Genomic DNA, 25,411 nt, shown 5'->3' with positions numbered 1-25,411 from the left:
TGCGTGCTCAAGCACGTTCGCTGTGCTGTAATAGCTTTCAAAATAAAAAGGACGCTATTTTTTAGCCAGTTATAAACGAGGAGTAACATCGTGGATAAACCATGGCTTTCACGTTATCCAAGTGACGTACCTGAAACCATTAATCCAGAGCAATATGAGTCTTTGGTAGAAATGTTTGAGCAGTCTGTACAAAAATATGCAGACCAACCAGCATTCATGAACATGGGCTCGGTTATGACCTTCCGTAAATTGGAAGAGCGTAGTCGCGCATTCGCAGCGTATCTGCAAAACGAGTTAAAACTGCAAAAGGGTGACCGCGTTGCTCTGATGATGCCAAACTTACTGCAATACCCAGTAGCATTGTTTGGTATTTTGCGTGCAGGTTGTATCGCCGTAAACGTTAACCCACTTTACACTCCTCGTGAACTTGAACACCAATTGAATGACTCAGGTGCGACGACGATTGTGATTGTGTCTAACTTTGCGAATACGTTAGAACAAATCGTCGATAAAACACCAGTTAAACACGTGGTGTTAACCAGCCTTGGTCAAATGCTGCCACGAGCGAAAGGTACGATTGTCGATTTTGTCGTGAAGTACGTTAAGGGCATGGTGCCTAAGTACGATTTACCTGGTGCGATCTCAATGCGTCAGGCTCTACGTAAAGGTCGTCGTCTACAATACGTTAAACCGTTTATGTCTGGGGATGACATTGCGTTCCTGCAATACACGGGCGGTACGACAGGCGTCGCGAAAGGCGCGATTCTGACTCACCGTAACATGATTGCGAACGTTTTACAGGCGAAAGGTGCGTACGGGCCGGTTTTATCTCCAGGCCGTGAATTGGTCGTGACAGCGCTACCGCTGTATCACGTATTTGCTCTTACCGTAAACTGTTTACTGTTTGTCGAAATGGGTGGCCGTAACCTACTTATTACCAATCCTAGAGATATTCCAGGGTTCGTGAAAGAGCTACAAAAGCATCCGTTTACTGCGATTACGGGCGTGAACACCTTATTTAATGCTTTGATCAACAACGAAGACTTCCACGAGTTGGATTTCAGTAACCTACGTTTAGCCGTTGGCGGCGGCATGGCAGTGCAGCGCTCAGTGGCAGAAAGATGGCAGAAGACCACGGGTTGTTACCTACTAGAAGGTTACGGCCTAACCGAGTGTTCTCCATTGGTTGCGGCATACCCGCATGACCTTGTTGAATACAATGGATCGATTGGCCTGCCTGTGCCATCAACGGAAGTTCGCATTGTGGACGAAGAAGGCAACGCTCTTGCGAATACTGAAACTGGTGAACTTCAAGTTCGTGGCCCTCAGGTTATGCAAGGTTACTGGCAACGACCTGAAGCAACGAAAGATACGATCAACGAAGACGGTTGGTTATCAACGGGCGACATTGTTAAGTTCGATGACGAAGGCTTCTTGCACATCGTTGACCGTAAGAAAGACATGATTCTTGTGTCTGGCTTTAATGTTTACCCGAACGAAATCGAAGACGTTGTAGCGCTACACGGCAAAGTCCTTGAAGTGGCTGCTATTGGTCAACCGCACGAAGTCTCTGGTGAATTAGTGAAGATCTACGTCGTGAAGCGCGACCCGAGCTTGACCAAAGATGAAGTGATTACGCATTGTCGTCAGCACTTAACTGGCTACAAAGTGCCTAAGTTGGTAGAGTTCCGTGAAGACCTCCCTAAAACCAATGTCGGTAAGATCTTGCGTCGTGTTCTGCGTGAAGAGAACGACGCTGAACTCGCGAAGAAAAGCGCATAAGCCGATTTCGTCGAGTCGAGAGATTTAAAAAATGATAGAATGCCAGCGTTTTGCTGGCATTTTTTATAGCGAGAAGTATGTGAATTATCAAATTATTACCAAAAACAAAGACCTAGAAGAAGTTTGCATTCACGCCCGAGAGGCAGATGTAGTGATGCTGGATACCGAATTCGTCCGTATTCGCACTTTCTACCCGCAGTTAGGTCTGATTCAGCTTTTCGATGGTAATCGCCTCTCGCTGATTGATCCGACCGAATTAACGGATATGACGCCGTTCGTAGCGCTATTAAAAGATACTTCCGTGTTAAAAGTGCTGCATGCCTGCGGTGAAGATTTAGAAGTTTTCCAAAATGCATTTGGTTGTACGCCGTTCCCTATGGTAGATACTCAGTTGATGGCGGCCTTTCTCGGTCACGGCCTATCGACAGGCTTCGCATCGCTGGTGGAAGAATATTTAGGCGTAGAGCTAGACAAAAGTGAGTCACGTACTGACTGGATGGCCCGACCGTTGACGCAAAAGCAATTAGATTATGCTGCTGCAGACGTGCATTACTTGTTACCGTTATACGAAAAGCTGCTCGATAAGGTGACGCAAGCAGGTTGGTGGGAAGCCGTACAACAAGAAAGTGATTTGTTGGTTTCAAAACGCATTCGCGTCACTAATGAGGAGAATGCCTACCTTGATATTAAAGGTGCTTGGCAGTTAAAACCTTCTGAACTGGCGATTTTAAAGCCATTGGCGACGTGGCGTTATCGTGAAGCAATCAAACGAGATTTAGCGCTGAACTTTATCTTCAAAGAAGGTGACCTGTTAACAGTCGCTCGTCTTGGTTTAACGAACTTTAAGAAGATGGAAGCGGAAGATATTGATCTTCGAGCGATTAACCGCCATGGCGCGAAGATTGCCGCGATTGTTAAACAAGCGAAGCAAACTCCTTCTGAAGAGTATCCGGCGAAAATTGAACGCTTAATGGATTATCCAGGTTACAAACAAGTCTTCAAAAATATGAAAGACATAGTGAAATCGGCGTCGCAGAAGTCTGGCTTAGCGACGGAGTTCCTTGCTTCTAAAAAGCAGATTAATCAGCTGATCAGTTGGGTGTGGAAAAAAGATCGCGATCCAGAAGTGTTGCCTGATTTGATGCAAGGGTGGCGTTTGGATCTACTCGGCGACAAGATGAATAAAGCGTTAAAGTAATGAATGATTAAAAGGTTGGCCTCGGTGCCAACCTTTTTCATTCTAATCTGCGCATTCAACTTCACAAGGAAAAGTGGTTTACTTCTCGTCGTCTGGTAGCTTCACATTGAGCTCAAGAACTGAGATATCGTCGTCTTTGTGCTCAAATGTTAAGTCAACCATATTTGGATCAATTGCCACGTACTTACTGATCACCTTCAAGATGTCCTCTTTCAATTGAGGTAAGTAAGAAGGCGCAGGATCATTTTGGCTGCGGCGCTCAGCAACAATGATTTGCAAACGCTCTTTAGCTAGATTCGCAGAAGTTTTCTTCTGTGGACGGAAAAATTCTAATAATGACATGTCTAGCCTCCAAAGAGTCGTTTAAAGAGTCCTTTCTTCTCCTCAGTAAGGAAACGAAATTCAACCTGATTGCCTAATAAGCGATCAACGGTGTCAGAGTAAGCCATACCTGCATCGGTGTTATCGTCAAAAGTGACTGGCACACCTTTGTTTGACGCGTTAAGCACGGCTTGGCTTTCTGGAATCACGCCCAGTAGTGGAATATGTAAGATCTCCTCTACGTCTTCAACGCTTAGCATTTCGCCTTGAGTGACGCGAGATGGGTTGTAGCGAGTCAGTAGCAGGTGCTGTTTTACTGGCTCTAGCCCTTGTTCTGCACGCAGGGACTTAGAATCTAAAATACCGAGAATGCGGTCAGAGTCACGCACAGAAGAGACTTCTGGGTTCGTTGTGACAATGGCTTCATCGGCATAGTACAAGGCCATTAACGCGCCTTGTTCGATACCTGCTGGTGAATCACAAATAATGAAATCAAAGCCCATTTCATCAAGTTCGCCGAATACGCGCTGAACACCATCTTTTGTCAGTGCGTCTTTATCACGAGTTTGAGAAGCAGGAAGAATAAATAGGTTGTCCGTGCGCTTATCTTTGATCAGCGCTTGGTTTAATGTCGCTTCACCGTTAATGACGTTCACAAAGTCATACACGACGCGGCGCTCACAGCCCATGATTAGATCGAGGTTACGCAAACCGATGTCAAAATCGATCACCGCGGTCTTTTTTCCCTTAAGAGCTAGACCAGAGGCGATGGCTGCGCTTGAAGTGGTTTTACCAACGCCACCTTTACCAGACGTTACTACAATAATGCGTGCCATTTTTTTTCCTTTTTAGATTAAATCGCGAGAACTTCTAAATGTAATGATTCATCGGCTTTACTGATCATTACTTTCTTTTGCCAGTACTCGCTTTCAATTTGATCGCTTAACCAGTAGTCACCCGCAATGGATACCAGTTCTGCTTGTAAATCGTGGCAAATAATACGCGCTTCCTGCTGACCACTTGCGCCTGCAATCGCACGGCCTCGAAGTGTGCCATGGATATGAATAGAGCCGTCAGCGATGACTTCAGCACCAGCACTTACGTGCGCTAACACCACCAAATCACCATCTTTCGCGTAGATCTGTTGTCCTGATCGAACAGGCGTGCGAACTACTTTCGTTGGTGCCATTTTGGCTGGCGCCTGGCTTGGTGATTTGCTTGCCGACATAATGGCGAAGCCAGCTTCGGAAGCAAGATTTTGTACACGCTTGTCTTTACAGCCCGTTACACCGACCGGAATAAAACCAGCATCTGAGATGCCTTGTTTAAGCTTAGGGAAATCAATGTCGCCTTGTACTTTTGCTATATTGATTACCAAAGGCGCGGATGCAAAAAAAGAAGGTGCTTGAGAAACTTTTTCTTGCAAAAATTCGACAGTCTTTGCGATCTCATTGTCAGAAAGGTGTAAAACTGACAATGTAAAACTGCTACCTTTAAGGTCTGGTGAATGGGTCATCGTGGACTTCTTGCCTTTATTGAAAGAGCGTTGCCTTAAACTAGGTCTGTCATGTTATATTTCATCCTTTGACGCAGCAAGTTCTCTCGTGGGCAAATAGGTGAATTAATCTCAAATTTGCTATTAAGTTTGCGAGAATTTGACGTTTTCAACCTAATCCGCACTCAACGCGGCTAAATCAGCATAAAAGGCGTGTCATGCTTTGTTCTATTTATAAAAGCTCGAAAAAAGAAGGTACTTATCTCTATATTCCGAAAAAGGATGATTTTTCACAGGTTCCTGACACCTTAATGCAGATGTTCGGTAAGCCTATCGCTGTTATGACGATTAAACTTGATGGCCGTAAATTGGCACAAGTTGATATCGAAAAAGTGAAGGCTTCATTGCAAAATGATGGCTTCTTTTTGCAGGTTCCGCCTCCGCCGGAGAACCTACTAGAAAAGTACAAAGAACAAAAAGCCCAGCAGAAAGGCGAATAACGTCATCGTTTTTCATCTGGGATTTCTGCCTTGCTCAAGGAGGGCAATATGAAAAAAATACTGGCTACCATGCTTAGCGTTGGTGTGTGTACCTCGGCTTTTGCAAGTAGCGAGGGTTTCGATGAATACTTGAATAAGCTGCGTGCTGAAGCGCGTGATAAAGGTATCTCAGAGCAGGTCATTAGTGCTGCTTTTGCGAATGTTGAGTACAAGCCTCGAGCAGTAAAAGCGGACCGAAACCAACCAGAGAAGAAACTGACGTTGGATGAATACATTCCTCGCGCGGTGCCCGAATGGAAGGTGAAGCAAGCAAGACAACTCTATAAAGAGCATTACACCGAGCTAAAGCGTATAGGCGATGAGTACGGTGTGCAGCCTCGCTTTATCGTGGCGCTGTGGGGTGTAGAAAGTAACTTTGGTAAATTTACGGGTAACTTCAAAGTGATTGACGCGTTGTCGACAATGGCATTTGAAGGTCGTCGTGAAGAGTTTTTCCGTAAAGAGACCATGTCGGCATTGCAGATCCTCGATCAAGGCCATATTGAACTAGAAAACTTTAAGGGGTCATGGGCTGGTGCGATGGGGCAATGTCAGTTTATGCCAAGCTCTTTTCTTCGTTTTGCCGCTGACGGCAACGGGGATGGTAAAAAAGACATTTGGCAATCTGAAGCCGACGTATTTGCATCAACTGCTAACTATTTGAGCAAGTCCGGCTGGGATGACAAATACACTTGGGGTCGCCAAGTGAAAGTCCCTAAAGGCATTGATCGTAGCTTAGAAGGGCGCACGGCTGAAAAAGGCAAATACCTTCAGGAGTGGAGCAAACTTGGCATCACAAAATACGACGGTAGTCCGTTGCCAAAACTGGATGAAGACATCAAAGCATGGTTGATCATGCCGGACGACGAAAATGGTCGTACGTATCTGGTTTACAATAACTACAACGTACTGATGAAGTGGAACCGCTCTTACTACTTCGCACTCGCCGTGAGTCACTTGGCTGACCGAATTAAATACTGAGCTGTTATCAAATAATCACTTGGCATCCAGTATTCAATATGAGGGCTCTTCGGAGTCCTTTGTTTTTCCTATAATCAAATCGAGGTAAAGCGTGTTATCTGAACGTGCTGCACAAATGGTGATCTTCTCCGCTCTTCTTAAACATAAAAGTTTCACGGCTGCTGCAAAGAGCTTAGGCGTGTCGGTGTCTCATGTGAGTAAGCAGTTGAGCCAGCTAGAAGCGTCTCTTGGTATCAAGCTTGTTCAACGCACTACGCGAAGCTTTACGCCGACTGAGGCAGGAAAAACCTTTTTTCATCACTGTGAGCAAGTAGTACAAGCGGTGAGCAGTGCTACATTAGAGATGGAAACCCAGCGGGATGAAGTGGCAGGCTTAGTGCGTCTTGGTTTGTCGCAATCATTCGGTACCTTGCACATTATCCCTGCAATTCAAGAGTTGCGCGAACTGTATCCTCAACTTCAAGTGGAGGTGCATTTGTTTGACTATAAGGTCGATATGTTAGCCGAAGGGCTCGATTTATGGGTGACCAACAACGAGCATTTGCCTGAAGGCTACATTGCGCAGCGTTTGACGGATTGCCAGTTTGTTGTGGCGGCATCACCAGATTACTTATTGAAACATGATACGCCAACAGAGCCGGATGACTTGTCTTCTCACAACTGTCTTATATACAGAAGCTGGGAGCGTGACTATACGGGGTGGGCGTTTACTAAAGATCAGCAGGAGTTGAACGTAAAAGTTTCGGGCAACTATTCAGTGGATCTGGCAGAAGCCGTTCGGGATGCCGCTATTGCAGGTTGGGGCATTGCCTACCTTGCCACTTACTTACTGGGTGATGAGTTTAGAACGGGTAAGTTAATACAGTTGTTACCGGACTGGAAAGCAAGCCAGTCGATGCCGTTTTATGCGGTGTATCCAAGCCGCCAACATATGCCAAAAAAAATATCCGCAGTGATTAACTTCATCAAACAGAAGATCGGTAACCCGTGTCATTGGGATCAACGTCTAGCGCCTTACATATCTATTCCTAAGTAACAGGATCAATGACGTTATTGAACGGCACATAAGGTGATTCACTTCACAAAAATTTTTCCAGAACTAGAAACATCTTTTCTATATGGAAACAATAAAAATAAGCAAACGTTTATATTTATATAATTCAATGCCTTATGATTAAGGTCAATTATTGGGCGCTTAAACTTTTCACACTGTTAACATCCTCAACTTGCAGCATTTTGAGTCCGCTATACAATCCGGTGCCTTCCATATCCCCCTTCTGTCGGATTCATTTTATGAACTCAATTATTGGTATCGTAGCCATACTATTCGTAGCATGGCTACTTTCTACAAATAGAAAAAATATAAAGCTGAGAACAGTGTCGTTTGCGTTTGCTTTGCAGGTACTGTTTGCGTTGTTGGTTTTATATGTACCAGCAGGACGAGATGCGCTGAATTCAGTGAGCAGCGTTGTGTCGAATTTGATCAACTATGGTCAAGAGGGCATTGCGTTTTTATTCGGTAATTTGGCGACAGGGGGCTTCACCTTTGCGATCAATGTTCTGGGTATCATCGTTTTCTTCTCCTCTCTTATCTCCGGTCTTTATCACATTGGTGTGATGCCAAAAATCATCAACTTTATCGGTGGCGGTATTCAAAAGCTGCTGGGTATCGGTCGCGCGGAGTCTTTGTCTGCAACGGCGAATATTTTTGTTGGCACCATTGAAGCGCCATTGATGGTAAAGCCATACCTAAAGCACATGACCGACTCGCAGTTCTTTGCGGTGATGACAGGTGGTTTGGCTTCTGTTGCTGGTGGAACGTTGGTCGGTTACGCGTCACTGGGCGTTGACCTTAACTACCTGATCGCTGCCGCATTTATGTCGGCACCTGCGGGCTTGTTAATGGCAAAAATCTTAATGCCAGAAGATACGGATAAAGCAGCAGATATCGACATTAGCCAAGTTGAAATTCCACGTGCAACCAACGTAGTAGAAGCATTAGCCGATGGTGCAATGGCGGGTGTACGCATTGCTGTATCGGTAGGTGGTACGCTATTGGCGTTCATCAGTGTCATTGCAATGTTAAACGGCATGCTAGGTTGGATTGGTGACCTTGTTGGGACGCCACTAAGCTTCGAGCTGATCCTAGGTTATGTATTCGCACCTGTCGCTTGGTTATTAGGTGTGCCATGGCAAGAAGCAACCACAGCAGGCTCGCTGATTGGTAATAAGATTGTGGTGAATGAGTTCGTTGCTTTCATCCAGCTTGCTGAAGTGAAGTCTCAACTCAGTGAACACTCACAAGCAATCGTGACGTTTGCTTTGTGTGGTTTTGCAAACATCTCAAGCATGGCGATGCTGATTGGTGGGTTGGGCTCATTGGTACCTGAAAAGCGTGCATTTGTTTCTAAACATGGTTTCCGTGCGATTATCGCTGGTGTGATGGCGAACTTAATGAGCGCTTCAATTGCGGGCGTGATTTTAAGTCTGTAACTGAAAGAGATACCTAAAATTAGCAAAAAGGCTCCTTGCGGAGCCTTTTTCGTATCTGAAGTTTTACGTTATTTGTCCGTGTGGAACTGTTCGCAAGCGAGCATCGTGTTCTCAATTAAACTTGCGACGGTCATTGGGCCAACACCACCAGGGACAGGAGTAATAAAGCTCGCACTTTCACGTGCTTTATCGTATTCCACGTCGCCAACTAGCTTGCCTGAATCAAGACGGTTAATGCCGACATCGATAACCACTGCACCTTTCTTAATCCACTCTCCAGGGATGAAGTTTGGCTTACCAACCGCAACCACGACAACGTCAGCTTGACGCACATGACTCTCTAGGTCTTTGGTAAAACGGTGACATGTTGTTGTCGTGCAGCCCGCAAGCAGCAGTTCAAGTGTCATTGGACGACCAACAATGTTTGATGCACCAACCACAACAGCATGTTTGCCACGAAGCTCTATGTTGTAACGGTCTAGTAGGGTAATGATGCCCTTTGGCGTGCAAGAGCGAAGCTTTGGAATACGTTGTGCAAGACGACCAACGTTGTAAGGGTGGAAGCCATCCACGTCTTTCTCTGGGTGAATGCGCTCTAAAACATGTGTTGTGTCGATGCCCGCAGGAAGGGGTAATTGCACTAGAATGCCGTCAATTTCATCATCGTTGTTTAATTCATCAATCAGCGCTAGTAACTCTTCTTCTGAGCTAGACGCAGGAAGGTCAAAAGACTTAGAAACAAACCCAACTTCTTCACATGCGCGGCGTTTGCTACCGACATAAACCTGAGAAGCAGGATCTTCACCAACTAGAACCACTGCTAAACCAGGGGCACGTAGCCCAGCTTCAACACGAGCTTTAACACGTGCTGCCACTTCGGATCGAACAGTTTGGGAAATGAGAGTTCCGTCTATATTTTGAGCAGTCATGACTTTCCTTATAAATTAAGAAGGCAAATTATCTGCGGCGCATTGTCGCAGAATTTCTTATTAACATCCATACGCAAACGTTTGCTTTGTGGTGTTTTTGAACATTAAGCGTTTTGATGGACTTTTTTTAGGCATTCAGATCAGAATGTTATGAAAACCCGTTGATTTACCCGTTTGAACTCGTATAATCCTGTCCCTGTAGCGCGCCCTTAGCTCAGCTGGATAGAGCACGTCCCTTCTAAGGATGTGGTCATTGGTTCGAATCCAATAGGGCGTGCCATTTATTCAAAAGCCCCGATAACTCTTTGAGTTGTCGGGGCTTTGTCGTTTTTAGGTTTTTGGCTGTAATTACCACTCTATCTACAACTTTTGAATGGCATTCTAGCCATTGCAATTTCTAGCAATTAATATGGACGCATATTAATTATCTTTCGTTAGTCTTTATGCCTGCCACTTCTAATTTTTATGACCAACACGCCGACTCTTTCGCGAAGCAATACACATCGCTCCAGTTTGAGGATGTCCACGCGAGTTGGAGAGTTTTCTGGCCCCAGGCTGGAGATCGCGTGTTAGATGTTGGCGCGGGCTCTGGTCGAGACGCGAAATGGATGGCTGAACATGGGTGTGAAGTTGTTGCGATTGAGCCTGCTCAAGCACTTCTAAGGCTTGGTAAGTCTTACTGTGGCGATTCCGTTACTTGGCTTGAAGATGCATTACCTAAGCTTGAGAAAACCATTAATCTTGGCTTTCGCTTCGATTTAATTCTTGTCAGTGCGGTATGGATGCATCTTGCGCCTACGCACCGTGAACGTGCATTTCGCAAACTTGCAAATTTGTTAGCGCCTAATGGTCGATTGGTGATTAGCCTTCGTCACGGTGACTTTTCTGACGGTCGTAAAGCTTATCCGGTATCGGTTGAAGAGCTCGAAAAGTTTGCAAAGAATAGCGCTTTAATGGTGAGGAACGTATCTCTCGATGATGATCAGTTAAAGCGAACGGGTGTATCTTGGCAAACGGTAGTGATGTCTTTGCCTGATGATGGTTCTGGTGATCTGAATAAGGTTCGCCACATTATCGTCAATGATTCCAAATCGGCTACCTATAAACTAGCACTACTACGTACTTTACTACGTATTGCAGACGCTCATTCTGGTGCAGTGGTTGATCGCAGCGAAGGTAAAGTTGCCATCCCATTAGGATTAGTCGGCTTATATTGGATTCGTCAATTTAAGCGTTTAATCGATAAAGAGAACATCCAGCAAAGCTCGAACTCGTCTAAAGGGCTAGGTTTTATAAAGCCCGATGGTTGGGGCAGACTTTCCCATTTAAGTCCTGATGATCTTGCTATAGGCATGACATTTTTGGGTGAAGATGCAGTGGCGCTTGATAAAGCAATAAAAGACAGCTTAAAAACCATAAAAGATGGTCCCGTCACCTTTACCTATCAAGGTGATAAATCAAACCCTTACTTTGAAATGATTCGTTCAGCTAAGAAGCCAAAAAGTTCAATTGTTGTGGATAGCGAATTCCTCGAAAGTTATGGGCTGTTTGTGTTGGATGAAAGCCTTTGGGATTGTTTTCGATTGTATAACTCTTGGATTGAGCCGCTGGTGGTCAACCAGTGGATTATGGAAATGCAACGATTTCGGTCTAATCAAGAGCGGGGTATTCCACTGCAAACGTATCATGATTGTTTGGTCTGGATTGATAAAGACCATGATACGCGAGTCGTGCGAAAGAGAATTGAACAGTTGAAGCTCAGCCATTGCGACATTGTCAGTGTATGGAGTGGAAGCAAATTACGAAATGAGTATCACGTTGATCACTGTTTGCCTTTTGCTTATTGGCCCAACAATGATAAGTGGAACTTACTACCAACTTCTAAGGCTGAAAACCTGAACAAACGTGATCGTATTCCTGCTAGCTATCGATTAAACGCATCTAAGCCGCGAATTTTGGATTGGTGGCAGCTAGCTTGGGGAGAGACGGATAGTTTGAGTCGGACATTTTTTACCGAGGCTTCATTGTCGCTACCTAATGTGCCAGCATCTTGCCAAGATTTTGAGCATGTCTTTGAAGCGATGGGATTACAAATTCGTGGTGTTAAAAGTCGCCTGTGTATCGCGGAATGGTAATATCTCGTTTGCTATTACCTCGTGATAAATGAAGTTTGATTGGTAACTAACAAAAAAGCGCTGGCTAACCAGCGCTTTTGCATTTACTAAGGGCATTACATCTTTTTAAAGATGATGGAGGTGTTGATGCCGCCAAAGGCGAAGTTGTTACTCATCAAATATTTCACGTCCAGCTCTCGGCCTTGTCCGGCAATGTAGTCTAAATCGCCACATTGCTCGTCGAGGTTTTCTAGGTTGAGCGTTGGGTTGAACCAACCTGTGTGCATCATTTCTAAACCTAGCCACGCTTCAATTGCGCCACACGCGCCTAGTGTGTGGCCAAAGTAGCTCTTGAGTGAACTTATTGGCACTTTGCCCAGAGCATTCGCTGTTGCGTTGCTTTCTGCAATATCGCCGCGGTCGGTGGCAGTGCCGTGAGCTGATACATAATCGATCTTCTCAGCAGGAATGCCCGCGTTTTGCAAAGCCATTTCCATACAGATTTGCATGGTTTCCATCTGAGGTTGAGTGACGTGTGCGGCATCACAGTTGCTGGCAAAACCGATGATTTCTGCATAGATTTTCGCGCCACGAGCGACGGCGTGTTCGTACTCTTCCAGAACCAGCGTTCCCGCACCTTCACCAATCACCAAACCATCGCGATCGGAGTCATAAGGTCTTGGTGTGCTTTTCGGGTCTTCATTCTTCAGACTGGTGGCAAAAAGGGTATCGAAGACAGCGGATTCCGTTGGGCACAATTCTTCAGCGCCACCAGCAACCATTACCGTTTGGTAGCCGTGCTTGATCGCTTCGTAGGCGTAGCCGATTGCTTGGCTGCCAGAGGTACATGCACTGCTGGTTGGGATCACTCGGCCTTTCAAACCGAAAAATAGACCAACGTTCACTGCCGTGGTATGCGGCATCATCTGCACGTAAGTCGTTGCGGTGATCGCTTTAGTGGTTTTCTCATTCAGCATGACACCAAATGCGCCGATTGCGTCGGTACTGCCTGTTGATGAGCCGTATGCGATACCCGTTTGACCGTTGGTTAGCACGTCGTTACCAATCAAACCTGCTTGGCTTAGTGCGTTTTCTGTTGCGACGGTCGCTAATTTGGAAACACGCCCCATGCCACGTACTTGTTTGCGCTTGTAGTGCTTTGGCAGATCAAAATCTAAAATGGGTGCCGCGAGCTTAGTGTTCAAACCATCATACTGTTCGTAAGAAGGCATGTATTGCGTCGCGTTCTGGCAGTCACGCAGTTTTGGCTCGACAGATTGCCAATCGTTACCAAACGCAGTCACACCCGACATTCCGGTTACAACAACTCGACGGCTCATACTAGGCCTCCGTTTACCGAAATGACTTGGCGAGTTACATAGCCTGCGATGTCAGACATAAGGTAACTGACTAAACCAGCGACTTCTTCTGGTTCTCCCATGCGGCGCAAAGGAATTTGCGGCATCGCGTGTTCTTTTACGTGTTCGTCTACCATGCCTGTGTCGATAAGTCCCGGTGCAACGCAGTTAACGGTGATTTTGCGTTTTGCCAGTTCAAGTGCGAGTGATTTTGTTGCACCAATTACGCCCGCTTTTGCTGCGCTGTAGTTGGTTTGACCACGGTTACCCATCAGGCCAGAGACTGATGCAAGGGTAACAATTCGGCCGCCTTTGCGCTTTTGCACCATAGGCATAACACAAGGGTGAAGAACGTTGTAGAAGCTATCTAGGTTGGTATGAATCACACCATCCCATTCTTCTTCGGTCATCGCAGGGAAAGCGGTATCTTTTGTGATGCCAGCATTGTTCACGACGCCATAGTAAGCGCCGTGTTTGGCGATATCGGCTTCTAGCTTCTCACGACAATCTGCACGGTCACTGATGTCAAATTGGATAAGACGACCGTTACCACTATGCTGTTCGATGGTGTCTAGGGTGTCTTGCGCGCCTTGTTGATCGCCCATGTAATGGACAATGATTTGGAAACCATCTTTGGCTAACTGAACGGCAATGGCTTTACCGATGCCTTTGCTGGCACCTGTAACGAGGACTTGTCGGGTCATTGTTGACTCCTGATTTTCATTTCTTGTAATTTTTCTTCTGATGGAACGTAAACGTTCAATTGGCAAGTCGCTACAACAGTTCCTTGTAGCTCAATACGGGCTGAAAAAACCGCCATACCGTTATCTTCCATAACTTTTTCAGCATACACATCGAGCACCTGTCCGCGAGAAAACGCATCGCATTCAGAAGTGTATCGACGGCTACCAAGTAAAAAGCCAATCGGTGGCGCTTGTTCTTTCATTAATGCGTGGTAACCAGACCACGCCGCGACAGATTGCGCCATAAACTCAATGCCAACGTAAGCTGGCACGGTTTGAGAGGTCGAGTCGAAGAACGGGTTGTGTTCTGCGATATCAACCTGGCAGTGAATCGTATCTTGTTGAACATCCAAAGCACGATCGACCAAGATCATTGGTTTGTCGTGTGGCAAAAGTTGTTCGATGGGAGGAAGTTTAGTCATGAGCGTAACCAAAAATAAGACTAATATTATTGCCACCAAAAGCAAAAGAGTTGCTGAGAATCGCTTTGTTACCCAGCTTGGTTGGCGTCTCAACTAACGATATATGGATATCGTCTGCTTTGGTTTCGCAGTGTTGCATTGGCAAGTCAAGGTTGTACTTGAGAATATGCCAAGCGATCGCGGCTTCCGTTGCACTTGCAGCGCCTAATGTGTGTCCGGTAAGTGGCTTTGTTGAACTCACAGGGACGGAGTTACCAAAGCAGCGGTGAATGGCTTTGCTTTCCATCACATCGTTTAACGGCGTTGCTGTGCCATGCGCGTTGATGTAACCAATGTCTTGCGCTGTAAGTCCTGCATTGGCCAACGCTTTTTTCATCGCTTCTTCTGCGCCTAACCCTTCTGGGTGTGGTGCGGAAATGTGGTGCGCGTCTGAGCTATCGCCAGCTCCGAGAAGAGCAACGGGCGCAGGTGTTTTGCTTAGCAACATTAATGCTGCGGCTTCGCCGATATTGATGCCGTTGCGATGCTGGTCAAACGGCTTACAAAGGGTATCGGATAGAGCTTCTAAACCGTTAAAGCCGTTTAGCGTTAGGCGACAAATGGTATCCACACCACCTACAATGACCGCATCAACAATGCCAGAGCGAATCAGGCGTTGCGCGGTTAAAAAGACGCGACCACTAGAAGAGCAAGCGGTGGAAACTGAGTAATGTGGGCCGCTCAAATCAAAGTAGGCGGCAATAAAATCGCTGCAGTTGCCAAGTTCTTGTTTGGTGTAATGGTAGTCGGCGGGAAACTCACCATTTGCCAGCTTTTCGCCAAATGCGATTTCGCCATCTGAAATGCCAGACGTGCTGGTGCCGATCACGACTGCGATACGGTCACGACCATATTTAGCAATGGCTTCACGCACGTCGCTTTCGATTTGCTGCAAAGCCGAAAGTGCGAGGCGGTTGTTTCTCGTATCAAACTGGCTGAGTGCGGTCGGTAATTGCGGTAACGTCTGTGCAATTCGACCGATTACTGTTTGGAGGCCTGAATTTAAAATATCTTGGTCAACCACCATGTTGGATGGTTTCGCTCCTGATAAACACTGGTGGATGATGGCGTCATCTTGTCCCATGGCAGAGTGAAAGCCACAGGCCTGAATATACAAAGGTTGAGAAGAGCGAATAGGCATATTGTTATTCTAAATTGTTCTTAATTAATCTGATGTTGCAGTGTTTGAATAGAAATTGAAAACTGATGTTTGAGGTGATGAAAATCAATCTTACCCTCTAACTTGTTAGAAGAGCTGTATTGAATCTCAATGATCTTTTCACCGTCGCTATCAAAGATGGCGCGAGAATTATTTTTATCAATAATTCGCCACCTTACCTCATTTAACGATCCTTCCCAAGCGGAACTCGGCCAGAGCGTGATCATCAGGTTAAATAATACCTGTTCTGGCTGCGGTAGCGAACCTTGTAAACCGTTGAGTACTTCGGTTTGGATTTGTTCTCCATCGTAAGACAATGACAGTACTCTTGTCCCCCAGGATGAGAAGCCTGCCAGCACCACTTCGTTGTTGGTTACTTGCAGTTGTACCGGAAGTTGCTCAGATGTGGTTTTACCATCTATTGCCCAAGAAGCCGTAATCAACTGACTGGCAGACAACTGATAGCCCAAGCTTGCGGGAGTGGGCAAGCTAACTTGGGTGTGCTCGTCAATGTCGACCTGAGGCGTCGATTGGTGAGGTACCAAGCTACATGCACTTAAAAACAGACTCAGTGCGATTAACGCCGCGCAGCGAAAAGCATGGTTAAAAATCATGACGTCGTTTCCTCTGTTTTAATCGCAATCGGAGAGAGCAGCCAAGCGACAAAAATACCACTTAACACCGTAATGCCGAAACTGTGAATCGCGTGAGTTTGGCTTAGTGACAGCAACCCAAATGACAGCACAGTGGTTATTGCCGAAAGGGTGATCGCCAATAGTGTGCTCACGCTGCGGGCTTTCTCGGCAAAGAACAGAGTGTAATCGATTCCGATACCAAGAATGAGCACCAAGCCAAGCAAGTTGAACAGGTTTAACGTTGTTCCCATCGCGACAGCAGTTGCCAGACCGCAGGCGCAAGCAATCAATGATGGCAGTAAAACTCGCCAACTGTGTTGCAGACCATACCGCTTGATTAACACCAGAAAGATCACAGCACTGGCGGCTACCAATAGCTCCATGATTTTGATTCGGTATTCACCAAATAGGGCGGATATTTCTTCAGCTTTGTTTAGGTAGACAACATCAGACTGTGATTTGGTAAATGCCTTAACAACGGCGGAGTCTTGCAATTGGTTTAACACCACAACCGTTGCCGATTTTCCTTTGATCTTACCCAAATGAAGAAAACGTACAGGCGCTGATACCGGGTTTTGCAAGTACTGCTCAACCGTGACAGGGATAAAGTCGGCGTCCATTTTAGGCTTTTTACTTAAGCTCAGTCCGGAAGCTAGTGGGCTGGATTGTGTCGCGTAAAGATCGCGAATCAATTGATAGTCTTGTTGCTGACGCTCCACCGAGCTCAAGTAGCGACTCAGACTCTGGTAGCTTTCGATGGTGCTGTCCGCTTTCCACGCTTCTAATGTTGGCGTCAAAGACTCCAGCTTTTTCATTAGGTTTTCGTCATCGTCGGCGGTAACGACCAACATTTGCTGCGAAGATTGCATGCCACTGAGCGTCGTAATCAAGGTTTCTTGCTGCTTGAGATCGTTCGGCATCGTTTGCAGCAGACGAATGTCGTCATCGTAGTTCAATTGCAGCAAGAAAAAGCCACTCGCAACCACACATAACATCGGCAATCCGACTTTAATTCGAGGTTGATTCCAAAGCGTTAACCATTTCGCCAACAGTGATTGTCCCGGTAATGTCGAAATGGATCGCGATGGGTTACGAGCCAGTATCGGATACCAAGCCACCACGGTGATGTAAGCGGCAATCAGACCAATGGATGAAAACAGCGCAAGCTGCTGCAAACCAGGAAACGGCGCAACTAACATGCCCAAATAGCCGATCAAACTGGTGATTAAGCCAAGTGTGATAGCTATGAAAATATGCTTTAACCCTTGCTCGCTATCCCATTCATTTCCCGCCGCAAGACGTTCGGTTAGGTAGTGGAATGCGTAGTCGATAGACACGCCGATTAAACTTGCGCCAAACACTAAGCTGAACAGATGGACTTTTCCAAAAATCCACGTCGTAACGGACAACGCAACGAGCAAACCAATGGTGATGGAAAGCAGTGCCAGAGACAGTGGCATCACACTACGAAAGACCAACACGAATAATGCAATGATACCGAGCAGAGAGAACACACCGATGGTACTGATCTCCGATTTGGCACTTTGCGTACCAAAGTCGGCGTAAAATAGAACGCCAGTATGTGCCACTTCAGCGCCATATTTCTGCACGACGCTTTGTTCTAGCGCTTGAATGTCAGGGACGGCAAGCTGCCCAGTTAGGCTATAAGGCGAGTCTTTAAGCTCAGCAGTAATAAGCAAGTATTGAGCACCGTCTTTTCCGACGGATAGATAGCCATTATCCAATCGGAAAGAGGACGATTGCTGGGTAACTTGGCTTAAATAATCACGAAATAGCAAGAAAGGATCATTTTGTAACTCTTGCCCAGTCACTCCAGAAAACGGGTTGTACAGAGACTGAATCACATGCTGCACTTGCTGTTCTGGATTTTGGCTTAAACGCTCTCGTTGCTCAGGCGTCAGCAATTGGAAACGGTGCTTAAAGTAGTAACTTGCCCAAGCTTGCTGCTCTTGAGGTGAGATTTTTCCCACCACATCGCGAAAATGATTACTTTGTCGTAACCCCTTATCAAATTCAGCGGCCGCTGCAAAAAGGGCATTTTTGTCCGGCGCTGTGATCACGAAAATGACTTTGTCGCTCATACTTGCCGAGACCGACTCAAAGGCTTGCTCAGCCACTGGGTTTTGTTGGTTCTTCGGCAGCAGTTTTAAAATGTTGGTCTCAATCGGAGATTCTGCACTCCAAACCCATTGTTTGAGTAGCAACGCGCCCGCTAAAACAACGAGATTGAGCCAAACCAGAGCAAAGGTGTGAGTGCCGAGACTGAGTTTAGAAACGGAATTGAGCGTCTTCGGCATCCGTGAGTTCCTGAGGTAGAGAGGTCTGGTTCGTAAATGTGATTTCGGTCTTATCGCCACGCAGTTCTTGTAGGGTTAGGCGATCTATGTGCGTTTTACCGGAAAGAGTGATGGATTGAAACACTGCATTTAATGGCGACTGTTTGGGCACTAAAACGAGCTGCCACTGATTGTTCTCAACTGAAAAATCGAGTGTGAATTGTTCTTGCAGTGCAGAAGTATCCCCGTGGAACACGGATAAAAATACATGGCTAAAGTAGAACGCCATTGGGTTTTCTTGTGCAGAGATCGTTTTCGGAGCTTGGTCAGCAAAAGTCTGACGAAGTTTGTTTTCCGTCAATACCAAATTGACTGTGAAAGGTTCTGTTTGTTGCCACAACAAGCCATGTGTTTTGCTCAGTGTGAACTGACCTTTAGAGGTTAAAGGTTGACTAAACATTTCCAGATGACGCTGCTGCGTAAAATCTCCGCGTACGATTTCATGCTGAGACAACTGCTGTTGAAGCGATGCCAAATCCGTTACATTTGCTGTCGGTGTTGCCAGTGCTGAAACAGAAAATATCAGCAAAAAAGAGAGTAACCACTTTTGCATTAGTTCAGGCTCCCATGGTTGTGCCATCGCTCTACTTTATCTAAAAAGACTGCTGGAGAAACAAAGCACATCTCTTGCTTTTCAATGGATACGGCGACTTGCGTTGTATGCGCTTTGCACATACGTTGATTCGTTTCGGCGTCGTAAATCACGTAATCCACACGTAAGCGGTTTTCCCACTCAGTGAGTTGCGCGGTAATACGAATGGTGTGATTAAACGGAATCGCCTTCACGTATTTAACGCGCGTATCGATGATCGGCCACATGTACCCAGAGTCTTGCATATCGCGATAGCTGTATTGGATCTTTTCCATCAGCACACGACGCGCTTCTTCAAAATACCGAAAGAAGTTGCCGTGATAAATCACGCCCATCGGGTCAGCATCTTGGAATGAGGTGACCATAGTCACCTCTGCTTCTAACGGGTAGAGAACCTGCTCTTGCATTATACCTCCGCGTAGAGTGGCCAATGACGTTGCTGAATGCGTTCAATGAAATGACGCAAATCTTGTTCTAATGGGCGATCTTCAATCACAAATTCAAACTCGCTCAGCACGGCGTCACGAATTACTCGCAAACTCTGACTCATGTGGTGTTCGTCCAATTCGTTATGACGACGACGAATCTCAACCGCTTGAACGCTTGCTAGGAGTGAAGCCGCAGCAACTTGCTCTGTTAACTCAAGTACGCGTAGGCAGTCACGAGCCGCAATGGTGCCCATGCTCACTTTGTCTTGGTTGTGACATTCGGTTGAGCGAGAAAAAATGCTCGCTGGCATGGTGTTTTTCAACGCTTCTGCCGTCCAAGCTGAGATACCAATCTGAACCGCTTTAAAGCCGTGGTTGATCGGTTTACGCTCGCCTTCTGCACCGGTTAAGTTAAACGGCAGGCCGTTATTGAACTTGTAATCCATCAGTTGCGCCATCTGACGGTCCAGCAAATCAGCCAAGTTGGCAATGTTCACTTTCAACGTATCCATCGCCATTGCGATATGACCACCGTAGAAGTGACCGCCGTGGAGAACGCGCTCGTTGTCGCCATCGATAATTGGATTGTCGTTGGCACTATTTAGTTCATTCTCAATCAATTGACGTAGCCAAGGCAGGGAGTCTTGCACCATGCCAATCACGTGTGGCGCACAACGCAGCGAGTAGCGATCTTGCAGTCGGTCGCTATTGCGTGGCGGACGCTCAGCATTGAGATCATCACGTAGCCAAGCCGCAACTTGCTGTTGACCAGGGTGAGGTTTTACCGCAAACAGCGCTTCATCAAAGTGGAAGTCATTACCTTGCATACCCACAGAGACCATTGCGGTAATCTTGGTGCACAGCTGCGCTAGGTATTCTGCGCGTTTGTAGGCAAGACAGGCGAGGGCAGTCATCACGGATGTACCGTTCATTAACGCCAAACCTTCTTTTGGTTTTAGGCGAATTGGCTCAATGCCCAGCTCTGCAAACACTTCTTGTGTTGGTCGCACATCGCCTTTGTAAAGCACTTCACGCTCGCCAATTAAGGTCGCCGCTAGGTAAGACAGAGGCGTTAAATCGCCGCTTGCGCCCACCGAGCCCTCTTGTGGAATACGCGGCGCAATATCGTGGTTGATAAGCGTAACGATTTGGTTCAACAGATCGTGAGACACGCCAGATACGCCTTGCGACAATGAACATAAACGTGTCGCCAACACCGCGCGAGCTTGTTCATGAGAAAGGATTCGACCTAAGCCACAGCCATGGAAGCGCGTAAGGTGCAACGGAAGTTCATCCACAAGAGCGGGTGGAATCGCCACTGTACATGAATCGCCGTAACCCGTGGTCACGCCGTAAATAACGCCTTCTTCTTTCAGTAACCGTTCCAGAAACGCCACGCCACGATCGATTTTCGCGGTAAATTCTGGCGAGGTGTTCATGCTTGCCTTTGCACCTTGAGCAATGGCAACGACATCTTCGATGGTTAAAGATTGGGCACCAAAAGTGATGTTGTGATTATTGTTGTTTGTCATGTGGCTGATTACTTAAAGTCCAGAAGTTAAAAAAGTTGTACCACTGTAACGGCGCTTGCAGTGTGTGGTGTTCTAATCTGTGTGCGTACTGTTGAACAACGTGTTCTAGTGCCTGCTGACGCTCCTTGCGCGGTAGCGTGATTTGGTCACTAAAGTGTTCAAAGTACACATTAAAATGCGGAGTGTTCGCTTCATCGTCGCGTAGGCCGAAGAGTAGATAGACCGGCGCTTTTAATACCGAGGCCAGCATGAATGGGCCTTGCGGGAATGGGGCAGGTTTACCAAGAAAGTCGGCCCAAACGACACGATTTTCTTTGCTGGTGGAAGTGCGATCGCCAACGATCACCACCCATTCGCCTTGCTCGATTTTTTGTTGAAGCAGAATCGCGGTGTCTGGTCCCATTGAGCTGACTTGAATCAGATTCAGTTCCGAATTTGGGTTTACCGCCTTCATTACCGCATTAAATTGTTCAGCGTGTTGGGTAAATACCAAGGCATTGATTTTGACATGAGAGTGTCGACGACCAAGAGCACGGCAGAGTTCGATATTGCCAAGGTGCGAGCCTAAAATGAGCACGCCTTGTTTTTTCTGCGCCATCTCTTCGAAATGATGCTGGCCGTGAATGGTTAGGTTATCGACGTTAAAGTCACCTTGCCAGGCAGCCAGTTTGTCGAGCATGGTTCGCCCAAAAGAAAGCAGATGATGATAGCTGTCCAACTGCTTTGGCAGTGCGATGTTCTGCTGCGTTGCGTAGTGCTGTAAGTTTTGCAGGTAAATCTCAGATGCTTCGCGGGCAGATTTACCCGTGAAGTGGTAGTAGCGCATGACTAACTTCAAAATCAGGTCGAACGCTTTTCTGCCGAACAAGCGATAAACCGCGAGTAAGGTTTTGATGCCTAAAATCGTGCCTTGTTCTTTTCGTTTCGACCAGTGGGCATTACTGTCGTCTGTGTGACGGCGCTTTCTGGCGAGTAGCGAAGGAATGCGCGGCAACATGCCAAAAAATAGGCGAGTGTGCATCCAGGTTATCTTGACGTTATCCCACAATGCGTCGAAGTGAGAAATGCCACCTTCAGGGTAGATCACGCGCGTTGGAACAAAATCAATATCGACGCCTTCCCAGTACATTCGCACCAGAATTTCGATATCAAAATCCATGCGTTTGCCGATGTTGTCCTTGTTCAACACGGCGACCGTTTTCGCCACTGGGTAGGCGCGGAAGCCGCACATGCTGTCTTTGATAGACAGTGACAAGGTTTCTATCCACACCCACACGTGCGTAGCGTAGCGACCATACAAACGGGATTTAGGTACGCTCTCGTCGTATATCGGTTGGCCAGAAATCAGGTTATCTGGTTTTGTTTCGCTGGCGCTGAGCAATTTGGGTAGTGCTTCTAGGTCGTGTTGACCGTCTGCGTCGATTTGAATGGTGTGCGTAAAACCAAGCTGGTGAGCTCGATGTAGGCCAGCCATCACCGCACCACCTTTGCCTTGGTTTTCACTCAAACTAATCAGTTTTATCAGCCCTTGCTCACTCAACGCTGAAAGTGCTTGTTTGGTGTCTTCATTGCTGCCGTCGTCCACGACAAGCACTGGCAAATCGAAAGAGGATAACGACGCAACCACGTCTGCAATTGTGCTGCCGTGGTTGTAGCAAGGAATTAAAAAGCAGGGACGGTAATCACTCACGTGACTCACCCAGTTTCATTTTGCCTGAAGAGTGAGTCACCAAGGTTTCACCGTTTTTCGATGTGTACTTAAAGGTCAATTTCTCGCGCTCATTGTCCCAAGAGAGTGAGAGACAAACGTCGGCGTTTGGCAGAATCGGCTCTTGAAATTTGATGACTTCCATTCCTTTAAATACCTTGGGAGTGTTCAAATATTGAACGGCGTAGAACAACGCCCAGTCAATTTGAGTGACGCCGGGTAAAAGAGGAAAGTGACTGAAATGACCTTGGAAATCTAAGATGTCAGCATCCACACGCAGCGAAAGCTCCGCGGTGTGGTCACTCACTTCAATATTCTGAATGGTTGGTTTTCTTTTATCCATGTTACTAGCTTTATTGGAATAGTTTTTCAATTTCAGCAACTTGGCGTTTGCCTTGGCTGTTCAATGGAATTTCGTCGACCACTCGGAATTTTCTCGGGATAGCGATCGGTTCTAGCCAATTGCGCAGTGCCTTGCGAAGCTCAAGCCAAAATTTGCCTTTACCAAGTTCATTAAGCACATCGCTGCCTTTATCGTTAAGTACGATGATCGAGACTAACGTGAGGCGACCAGATTCTTCCATTGGGATCACCACGCTTTCTTGAACCCACGGCAATTGCTCTAAACGTTTTTCCACTTCGACAAGGGAAATACGCTTTTCTTCGACTTTGACGATTCGGTCAGTGCGTCCACGCAATTCAAAAGAAATACTATCATGGAAATAGCATTCATCCGCAGTTTGGTACCAAGTGTTTTCATCAATGTGTGGCGAGCGGAGCTTTAAACAATTCTCATGGTTAAGCTCGGCTTCAACACCAGGGAATAACGTCCAAGGAGTGCTGGCTACGTGTTGCTGACGGTAGGCGATGCCGCCGGTTTCTGTGCTGCCAAAAACTTCAATAGGAAGTGACCCAAACAACAGTTGGCTGTGTTGCGCGGCTTGGTTTGGCAGGGGGCCACCAGAAGAAAATACGCACCGAATCGCAACCGGATTATGCTCTTCATTGAGTCGTTTTAGTAACGCAGGGCTGCTTACTAGCATGGTGTCAGCATCGGCGTGATGGACAATTTGCTCAGGGAATTCGAGGTTGCGTGCTGAAAATGGACGTGCAGAACACAAAGGCCACAATACGCGAAACAGCAAGCCGTAAATGTGTTGATGAGAAACGGTGCTTTCAACGCGTGTGTTGGCAATCGTGTCGCCCCATAGGTTGTCTAGAATAGACACTTCGATATCGAGCTGTTTCAGCGTTTTTTCAATGGCTTTTGGTTTGCCGCTTGAACCCGAAGTGAATAGCGTCACTGGTATTTGTGCCAGATTCAATTTACGCCAAACATAAGGTTGGTCAACTTGTTGTTTGTTAGTCAATGTGGTTTCTAACAATGAACTAGCTTCGATTAAAAGCGAACTCACCTGCTCTGGAACAGAGACATCGGCATCATGCAACAATAAATCGTAGTGCTCGCTGAGTTCTTTGAGTGCTTCTGGTTGGTAGTTACCAGGCAATACAATGGATTTTCCCGCGTGACAACAAGCAAAAAAGCCAACGGCAAATAGGTAGCTGTTGCCAAAACACAACGCAATGTTTTGCGTTGGCTGGGTTTCTAACTGCTGAGCAAGCGTTACGACGTGCTTCTGGAAATCACCCCAAGTGATAACCGTATCGCGATCGTAAGAGACTGGGGATTGCTCAGACCGCTCTGCGATGAACAAGGTCGCTAGGGAGGTAAAGTTCGAATACGTTGTATTCATACGATTAGTGTTCCTTTCGAACAAATTGACGCACGATCCATTCTCCAGCGAACAAGCCACCAGCAAGTAAGTAGCTGATGAGGCCGTTATAAAGCGTCCATATTTTTACTGGTAGGAAACAGGTATAGAGCGCAAAAGCGGCATTCAGTACAAAAAAAACGCACCAAACCATCGTGACTTTGCGTGTGTAAGCCACGCCACTAGCCGGAAGGTCAGGCTCTTGCAAGCGAGCAAGCCTTTCAATGATTGATTGCGGCTGTTTTAAGCTCAGTCCAAAGACACACAGCATACATACATTGACAACCACAGGGTAAAACTGAAGCCACCCGTGTTGTTTAAACACCATGCCAAGTGTAATTAGAACAATGCCAACAGCGCCCGTAGCGAGCGCCAAGAATTTAAACTCTTTTAGTGGGGTCTTATTTGTGACGAAAACACGCAAAAGTAACGCAGCAATTAACAAGCCCCCGACTAAGTTCAAGCCAAATTTATCTATACCGAAATAGACGGCGAAGGGGTAGGCAAACAGTACAATTGCAGACAGACCAGTCAGCAATTGGCGCATTAACTTTCCTTCAATAACTCAGTGACGGCGTTAACCACATCGTCAACGGTTCTTACAGCACTAAACTCTGCTGGCTTGATTTTTTTGCCAGTGACATTCTGTAGGTGTACGACCAAATCAACGGCGTCAATGCTATCAAGGTCGAGATCTTGGTATAAGTGCGCATCTGACTGAATGTCGGCTGCGTCAATTTCGAACAGCTCAACAAGCGCATCTTTAACTTGTTCAAATACTTGATCTTTATTTACATCAGTCATGAATATACCT

The 25,411-nt window shown here is 46.5% G+C and carries 25 protein-coding genes and 1 tRNA gene; 8 read left to right on the top strand and 18 right to left on the bottom strand.

Going from position 1 to position 25,411, the window contains the following annotated elements; translation table 11 throughout:
• Positions 1-90: 90 nt before the first annotated feature.
• Positions 91-1,782 carry a long-chain-fatty-acid--CoA ligase FadD gene (gene fadD, locus OO778_RS12200; protein WP_005396044.1) on the top strand — a complete coding sequence of 564 codons (1,692 nt, stop codon included), beginning with the start codon at positions 91-93 and terminating at the stop codon, positions 1,780-1,782.
• A gap of 79 nt (positions 1,783-1,861) precedes the next feature.
• Positions 1,862-2,980, top strand: coding sequence for a ribonuclease D (rnd, locus tag OO778_RS12195; RefSeq protein ID WP_074191304.1), 1,119 nt, complete (start codon positions 1,862-1,864; stop codon positions 2,978-2,980).
• Between the two features lie 78 nt (positions 2,981-3,058).
• On the opposite strand, the gene minE is transcribed toward rnd, so the two are convergent.
• Genes minE through minC form a run of 3 tightly spaced genes read right to left on the bottom strand, consistent with a single transcriptional unit; the run spans position 3,059 to position 4,817 of the window.
• Positions 3,059-3,322, bottom strand: a complete 264-nt coding sequence (gene minE, locus OO778_RS12190) for a cell division topological specificity factor MinE (RefSeq protein ID WP_005396037.1) — start codon at positions 3,320-3,322, stop codon at positions 3,059-3,061.
• Positions 3,323-3,324: 2 nt separating this feature from the next.
• A complete protein-coding gene (gene minD, locus OO778_RS12185) occupies positions 3,325-4,137 on the bottom strand; it encodes a septum site-determining protein MinD (RefSeq protein WP_005388331.1) in 813 nt (270 codons plus the stop codon).
• 17 nt (positions 4,138-4,154) lie between these two features.
• Entirely contained in the window at positions 4,155-4,817 is a 663-nt protein-coding gene (minC, locus tag OO778_RS12180; RefSeq protein WP_005382304.1) for a septum site-determining protein MinC, read from the bottom strand.
• Between the two features lie 197 nt (positions 4,818-5,014).
• Here minC and OO778_RS12175 point away from each other — a divergent pair, with 197 nt between their 5' ends.
• From OO778_RS12175 to OO778_RS12160, 4 genes are all read left to right on the top strand, one after another.
• Positions 5,015-5,296: a YcgL domain-containing protein gene (locus tag OO778_RS12175; protein ID WP_005382303.1), complete on the top strand. Its 282-nt coding sequence runs from the start codon at positions 5,015-5,017 to the stop codon at positions 5,294-5,296.
• A 48-nt stretch (positions 5,297-5,344) separates the two neighbouring features.
• Positions 5,345-6,316, top strand: a complete 972-nt coding sequence (locus OO778_RS12170; protein WP_047009509.1) for a lytic murein transglycosylase — start codon at positions 5,345-5,347, stop codon at positions 6,314-6,316.
• A 91-nt stretch (positions 6,317-6,407) separates the two neighbouring features.
• Positions 6,408-7,352, top strand: coding sequence for a LysR family transcriptional regulator (locus OO778_RS12165; protein ID WP_005396032.1), 945 nt, complete (start codon positions 6,408-6,410; stop codon positions 7,350-7,352).
• A gap of 257 nt (positions 7,353-7,609) precedes the next feature.
• The gene (locus tag OO778_RS12160) at positions 7,610-8,809 is read left to right on the top strand and encodes a NupC/NupG family nucleoside CNT transporter (protein ID WP_031780514.1); all 1,200 of its coding nucleotides are present in this window, start codon (positions 7,610-7,612) and stop codon (positions 8,807-8,809) included.
• 68 nt (positions 8,810-8,877) lie between these two features.
• Here OO778_RS12160 and folD read toward each other — a convergent pair whose 3' ends face one another.
• Positions 8,878-9,738: a bifunctional methylenetetrahydrofolate dehydrogenase/methenyltetrahydrofolate cyclohydrolase FolD gene (gene folD, locus OO778_RS12155; protein ID WP_005396027.1), complete on the bottom strand. Its 861-nt coding sequence runs from the start codon at positions 9,736-9,738 to the stop codon at positions 8,878-8,880.
• Positions 9,739-9,941: 203 nt separating this feature from the next.
• Here folD and OO778_RS12150 point away from each other — a divergent pair.
• Together OO778_RS12150 and OO778_RS12145 are read left to right on the top strand one after the other, a co-directional pair.
• A tRNA-Arg gene (locus OO778_RS12150) sits at positions 9,942-10,018 on the top strand.
• Between the two features lie 163 nt (positions 10,019-10,181).
• Entirely contained in the window at positions 10,182-11,873 is a 1,692-nt protein-coding gene (locus tag OO778_RS12145; protein WP_074191020.1) for a class I SAM-dependent methyltransferase, read from the top strand.
• A 95-nt stretch (positions 11,874-11,968) separates the two neighbouring features.
• Here OO778_RS12145 and OO778_RS12140 read toward each other — a convergent pair whose 3' ends face one another.
• The 14 genes from OO778_RS12140 to OO778_RS12075 are packed head-to-tail and all read right to left on the bottom strand — an operon-like array spanning position 11,969 to position 25,401.
• Positions 11,969-13,192 (bottom strand): beta-ketoacyl-ACP synthase, encoded by a 1,224-nt coding sequence (locus OO778_RS12140; protein ID WP_047009505.1) that lies wholly within the window; start codon positions 13,190-13,192, stop codon positions 11,969-11,971.
• Positions 13,189-13,914 (bottom strand): 3-oxoacyl-ACP reductase FabG, encoded by a 726-nt coding sequence (gene fabG, locus OO778_RS12135; protein ID WP_074191021.1) that lies wholly within the window; start codon positions 13,912-13,914, stop codon positions 13,189-13,191. Before fabG ends, OO778_RS12140 begins: the two co-directional genes overlap by 4 nt.
• Positions 13,911-14,375: a hotdog family protein gene (locus tag OO778_RS12130; RefSeq protein WP_074191022.1), complete on the bottom strand. Its 465-nt coding sequence runs from the start codon at positions 14,373-14,375 to the stop codon at positions 13,911-13,913. Before OO778_RS12130 ends, fabG begins: the two co-directional genes overlap by 4 nt.
• Positions 14,368-15,555, bottom strand: a complete 1,188-nt coding sequence (locus OO778_RS12125; RefSeq protein WP_074191023.1) for a beta-ketoacyl-[acyl-carrier-protein] synthase family protein — start codon at positions 15,553-15,555, stop codon at positions 14,368-14,370. Before OO778_RS12125 ends, OO778_RS12130 begins: the two co-directional genes overlap by 8 nt.
• A gap of 20 nt (positions 15,556-15,575) precedes the next feature.
• Positions 15,576-16,187, bottom strand: coding sequence for a DUF3261 domain-containing protein (locus tag OO778_RS12120; protein ID WP_074191024.1), 612 nt, complete (start codon positions 16,185-16,187; stop codon positions 15,576-15,578).
• On the bottom strand, positions 16,184-18,526 hold the full coding sequence (locus OO778_RS12115; RefSeq protein WP_074191025.1) for an MMPL family transporter: 2,343 nt from the start codon (positions 18,524-18,526) through the stop codon (positions 16,184-16,186). Before OO778_RS12115 ends, OO778_RS12120 begins: the two co-directional genes overlap by 4 nt.
• The gene (locus OO778_RS12110; RefSeq protein ID WP_074191026.1) at positions 18,498-19,118 is read right to left on the bottom strand and encodes an outer membrane lipoprotein carrier protein LolA; all 621 of its coding nucleotides are present in this window, start codon (positions 19,116-19,118) and stop codon (positions 18,498-18,500) included. The genes OO778_RS12115 and OO778_RS12110 overlap by 29 nt, the downstream gene beginning before the upstream one ends.
• Positions 19,118-19,564: a thioesterase family protein gene (locus OO778_RS12105; RefSeq protein WP_005460557.1), complete on the bottom strand. Its 447-nt coding sequence runs from the start codon at positions 19,562-19,564 to the stop codon at positions 19,118-19,120. Before OO778_RS12105 ends, OO778_RS12110 begins: the two co-directional genes overlap by 1 nt.
• Positions 19,564-21,117 carry an aromatic amino acid ammonia-lyase gene (locus tag OO778_RS12100; RefSeq protein WP_074191027.1) on the bottom strand — a complete coding sequence of 518 codons (1,554 nt, stop codon included), beginning with the start codon at positions 21,115-21,117 and terminating at the stop codon, positions 19,564-19,566. The genes OO778_RS12105 and OO778_RS12100 overlap by 1 nt, the downstream gene beginning before the upstream one ends.
• Entirely contained in the window at positions 21,101-22,807 is a 1,707-nt protein-coding gene (locus tag OO778_RS12095) for a glycosyltransferase family 2 protein (RefSeq protein ID WP_264909925.1), read from the bottom strand. The genes OO778_RS12100 and OO778_RS12095 overlap by 17 nt, the downstream gene beginning before the upstream one ends.
• Positions 22,800-23,168 carry a hypothetical protein gene (locus OO778_RS12090; RefSeq protein ID WP_021449611.1) on the bottom strand — a complete coding sequence of 123 codons (369 nt, stop codon included), beginning with the start codon at positions 23,166-23,168 and terminating at the stop codon, positions 22,800-22,802. Before OO778_RS12090 ends, OO778_RS12095 begins: the two co-directional genes overlap by 8 nt.
• A gap of 10 nt (positions 23,169-23,178) precedes the next feature.
• Positions 23,179-24,579: an AMP-binding protein gene (locus OO778_RS12085; protein ID WP_264909924.1), complete on the bottom strand. Its 1,401-nt coding sequence runs from the start codon at positions 24,577-24,579 to the stop codon at positions 23,179-23,181.
• A 4-nt stretch (positions 24,580-24,583) separates the two neighbouring features.
• The gene (locus tag OO778_RS12080) at positions 24,584-25,144 is read right to left on the bottom strand and encodes a hypothetical protein (RefSeq protein WP_264909923.1); all 561 of its coding nucleotides are present in this window, start codon (positions 25,142-25,144) and stop codon (positions 24,584-24,586) included.
• Positions 25,144-25,401 carry an acyl carrier protein gene (locus OO778_RS12075; RefSeq protein WP_005382279.1) on the bottom strand — a complete coding sequence of 86 codons (258 nt, stop codon included), beginning with the start codon at positions 25,399-25,401 and terminating at the stop codon, positions 25,144-25,146. The genes OO778_RS12080 and OO778_RS12075 overlap by 1 nt, the downstream gene beginning before the upstream one ends.
• Between the last annotated feature and the right edge of the window lie 10 nt (positions 25,402-25,411).

It is taken from the genome of Vibrio sp. STUT-A16, from assembly GCF_026000495.1.
In the GTDB taxonomy this organism is placed as follows: domain Bacteria; phylum Pseudomonadota; class Gammaproteobacteria; order Enterobacterales; family Vibrionaceae; genus Vibrio; species Vibrio diabolicus.
The sequence above is the reverse complement of the archived record's forward strand: the minus strand, read 5'-3'. Positions and strand labels throughout refer to the sequence as shown.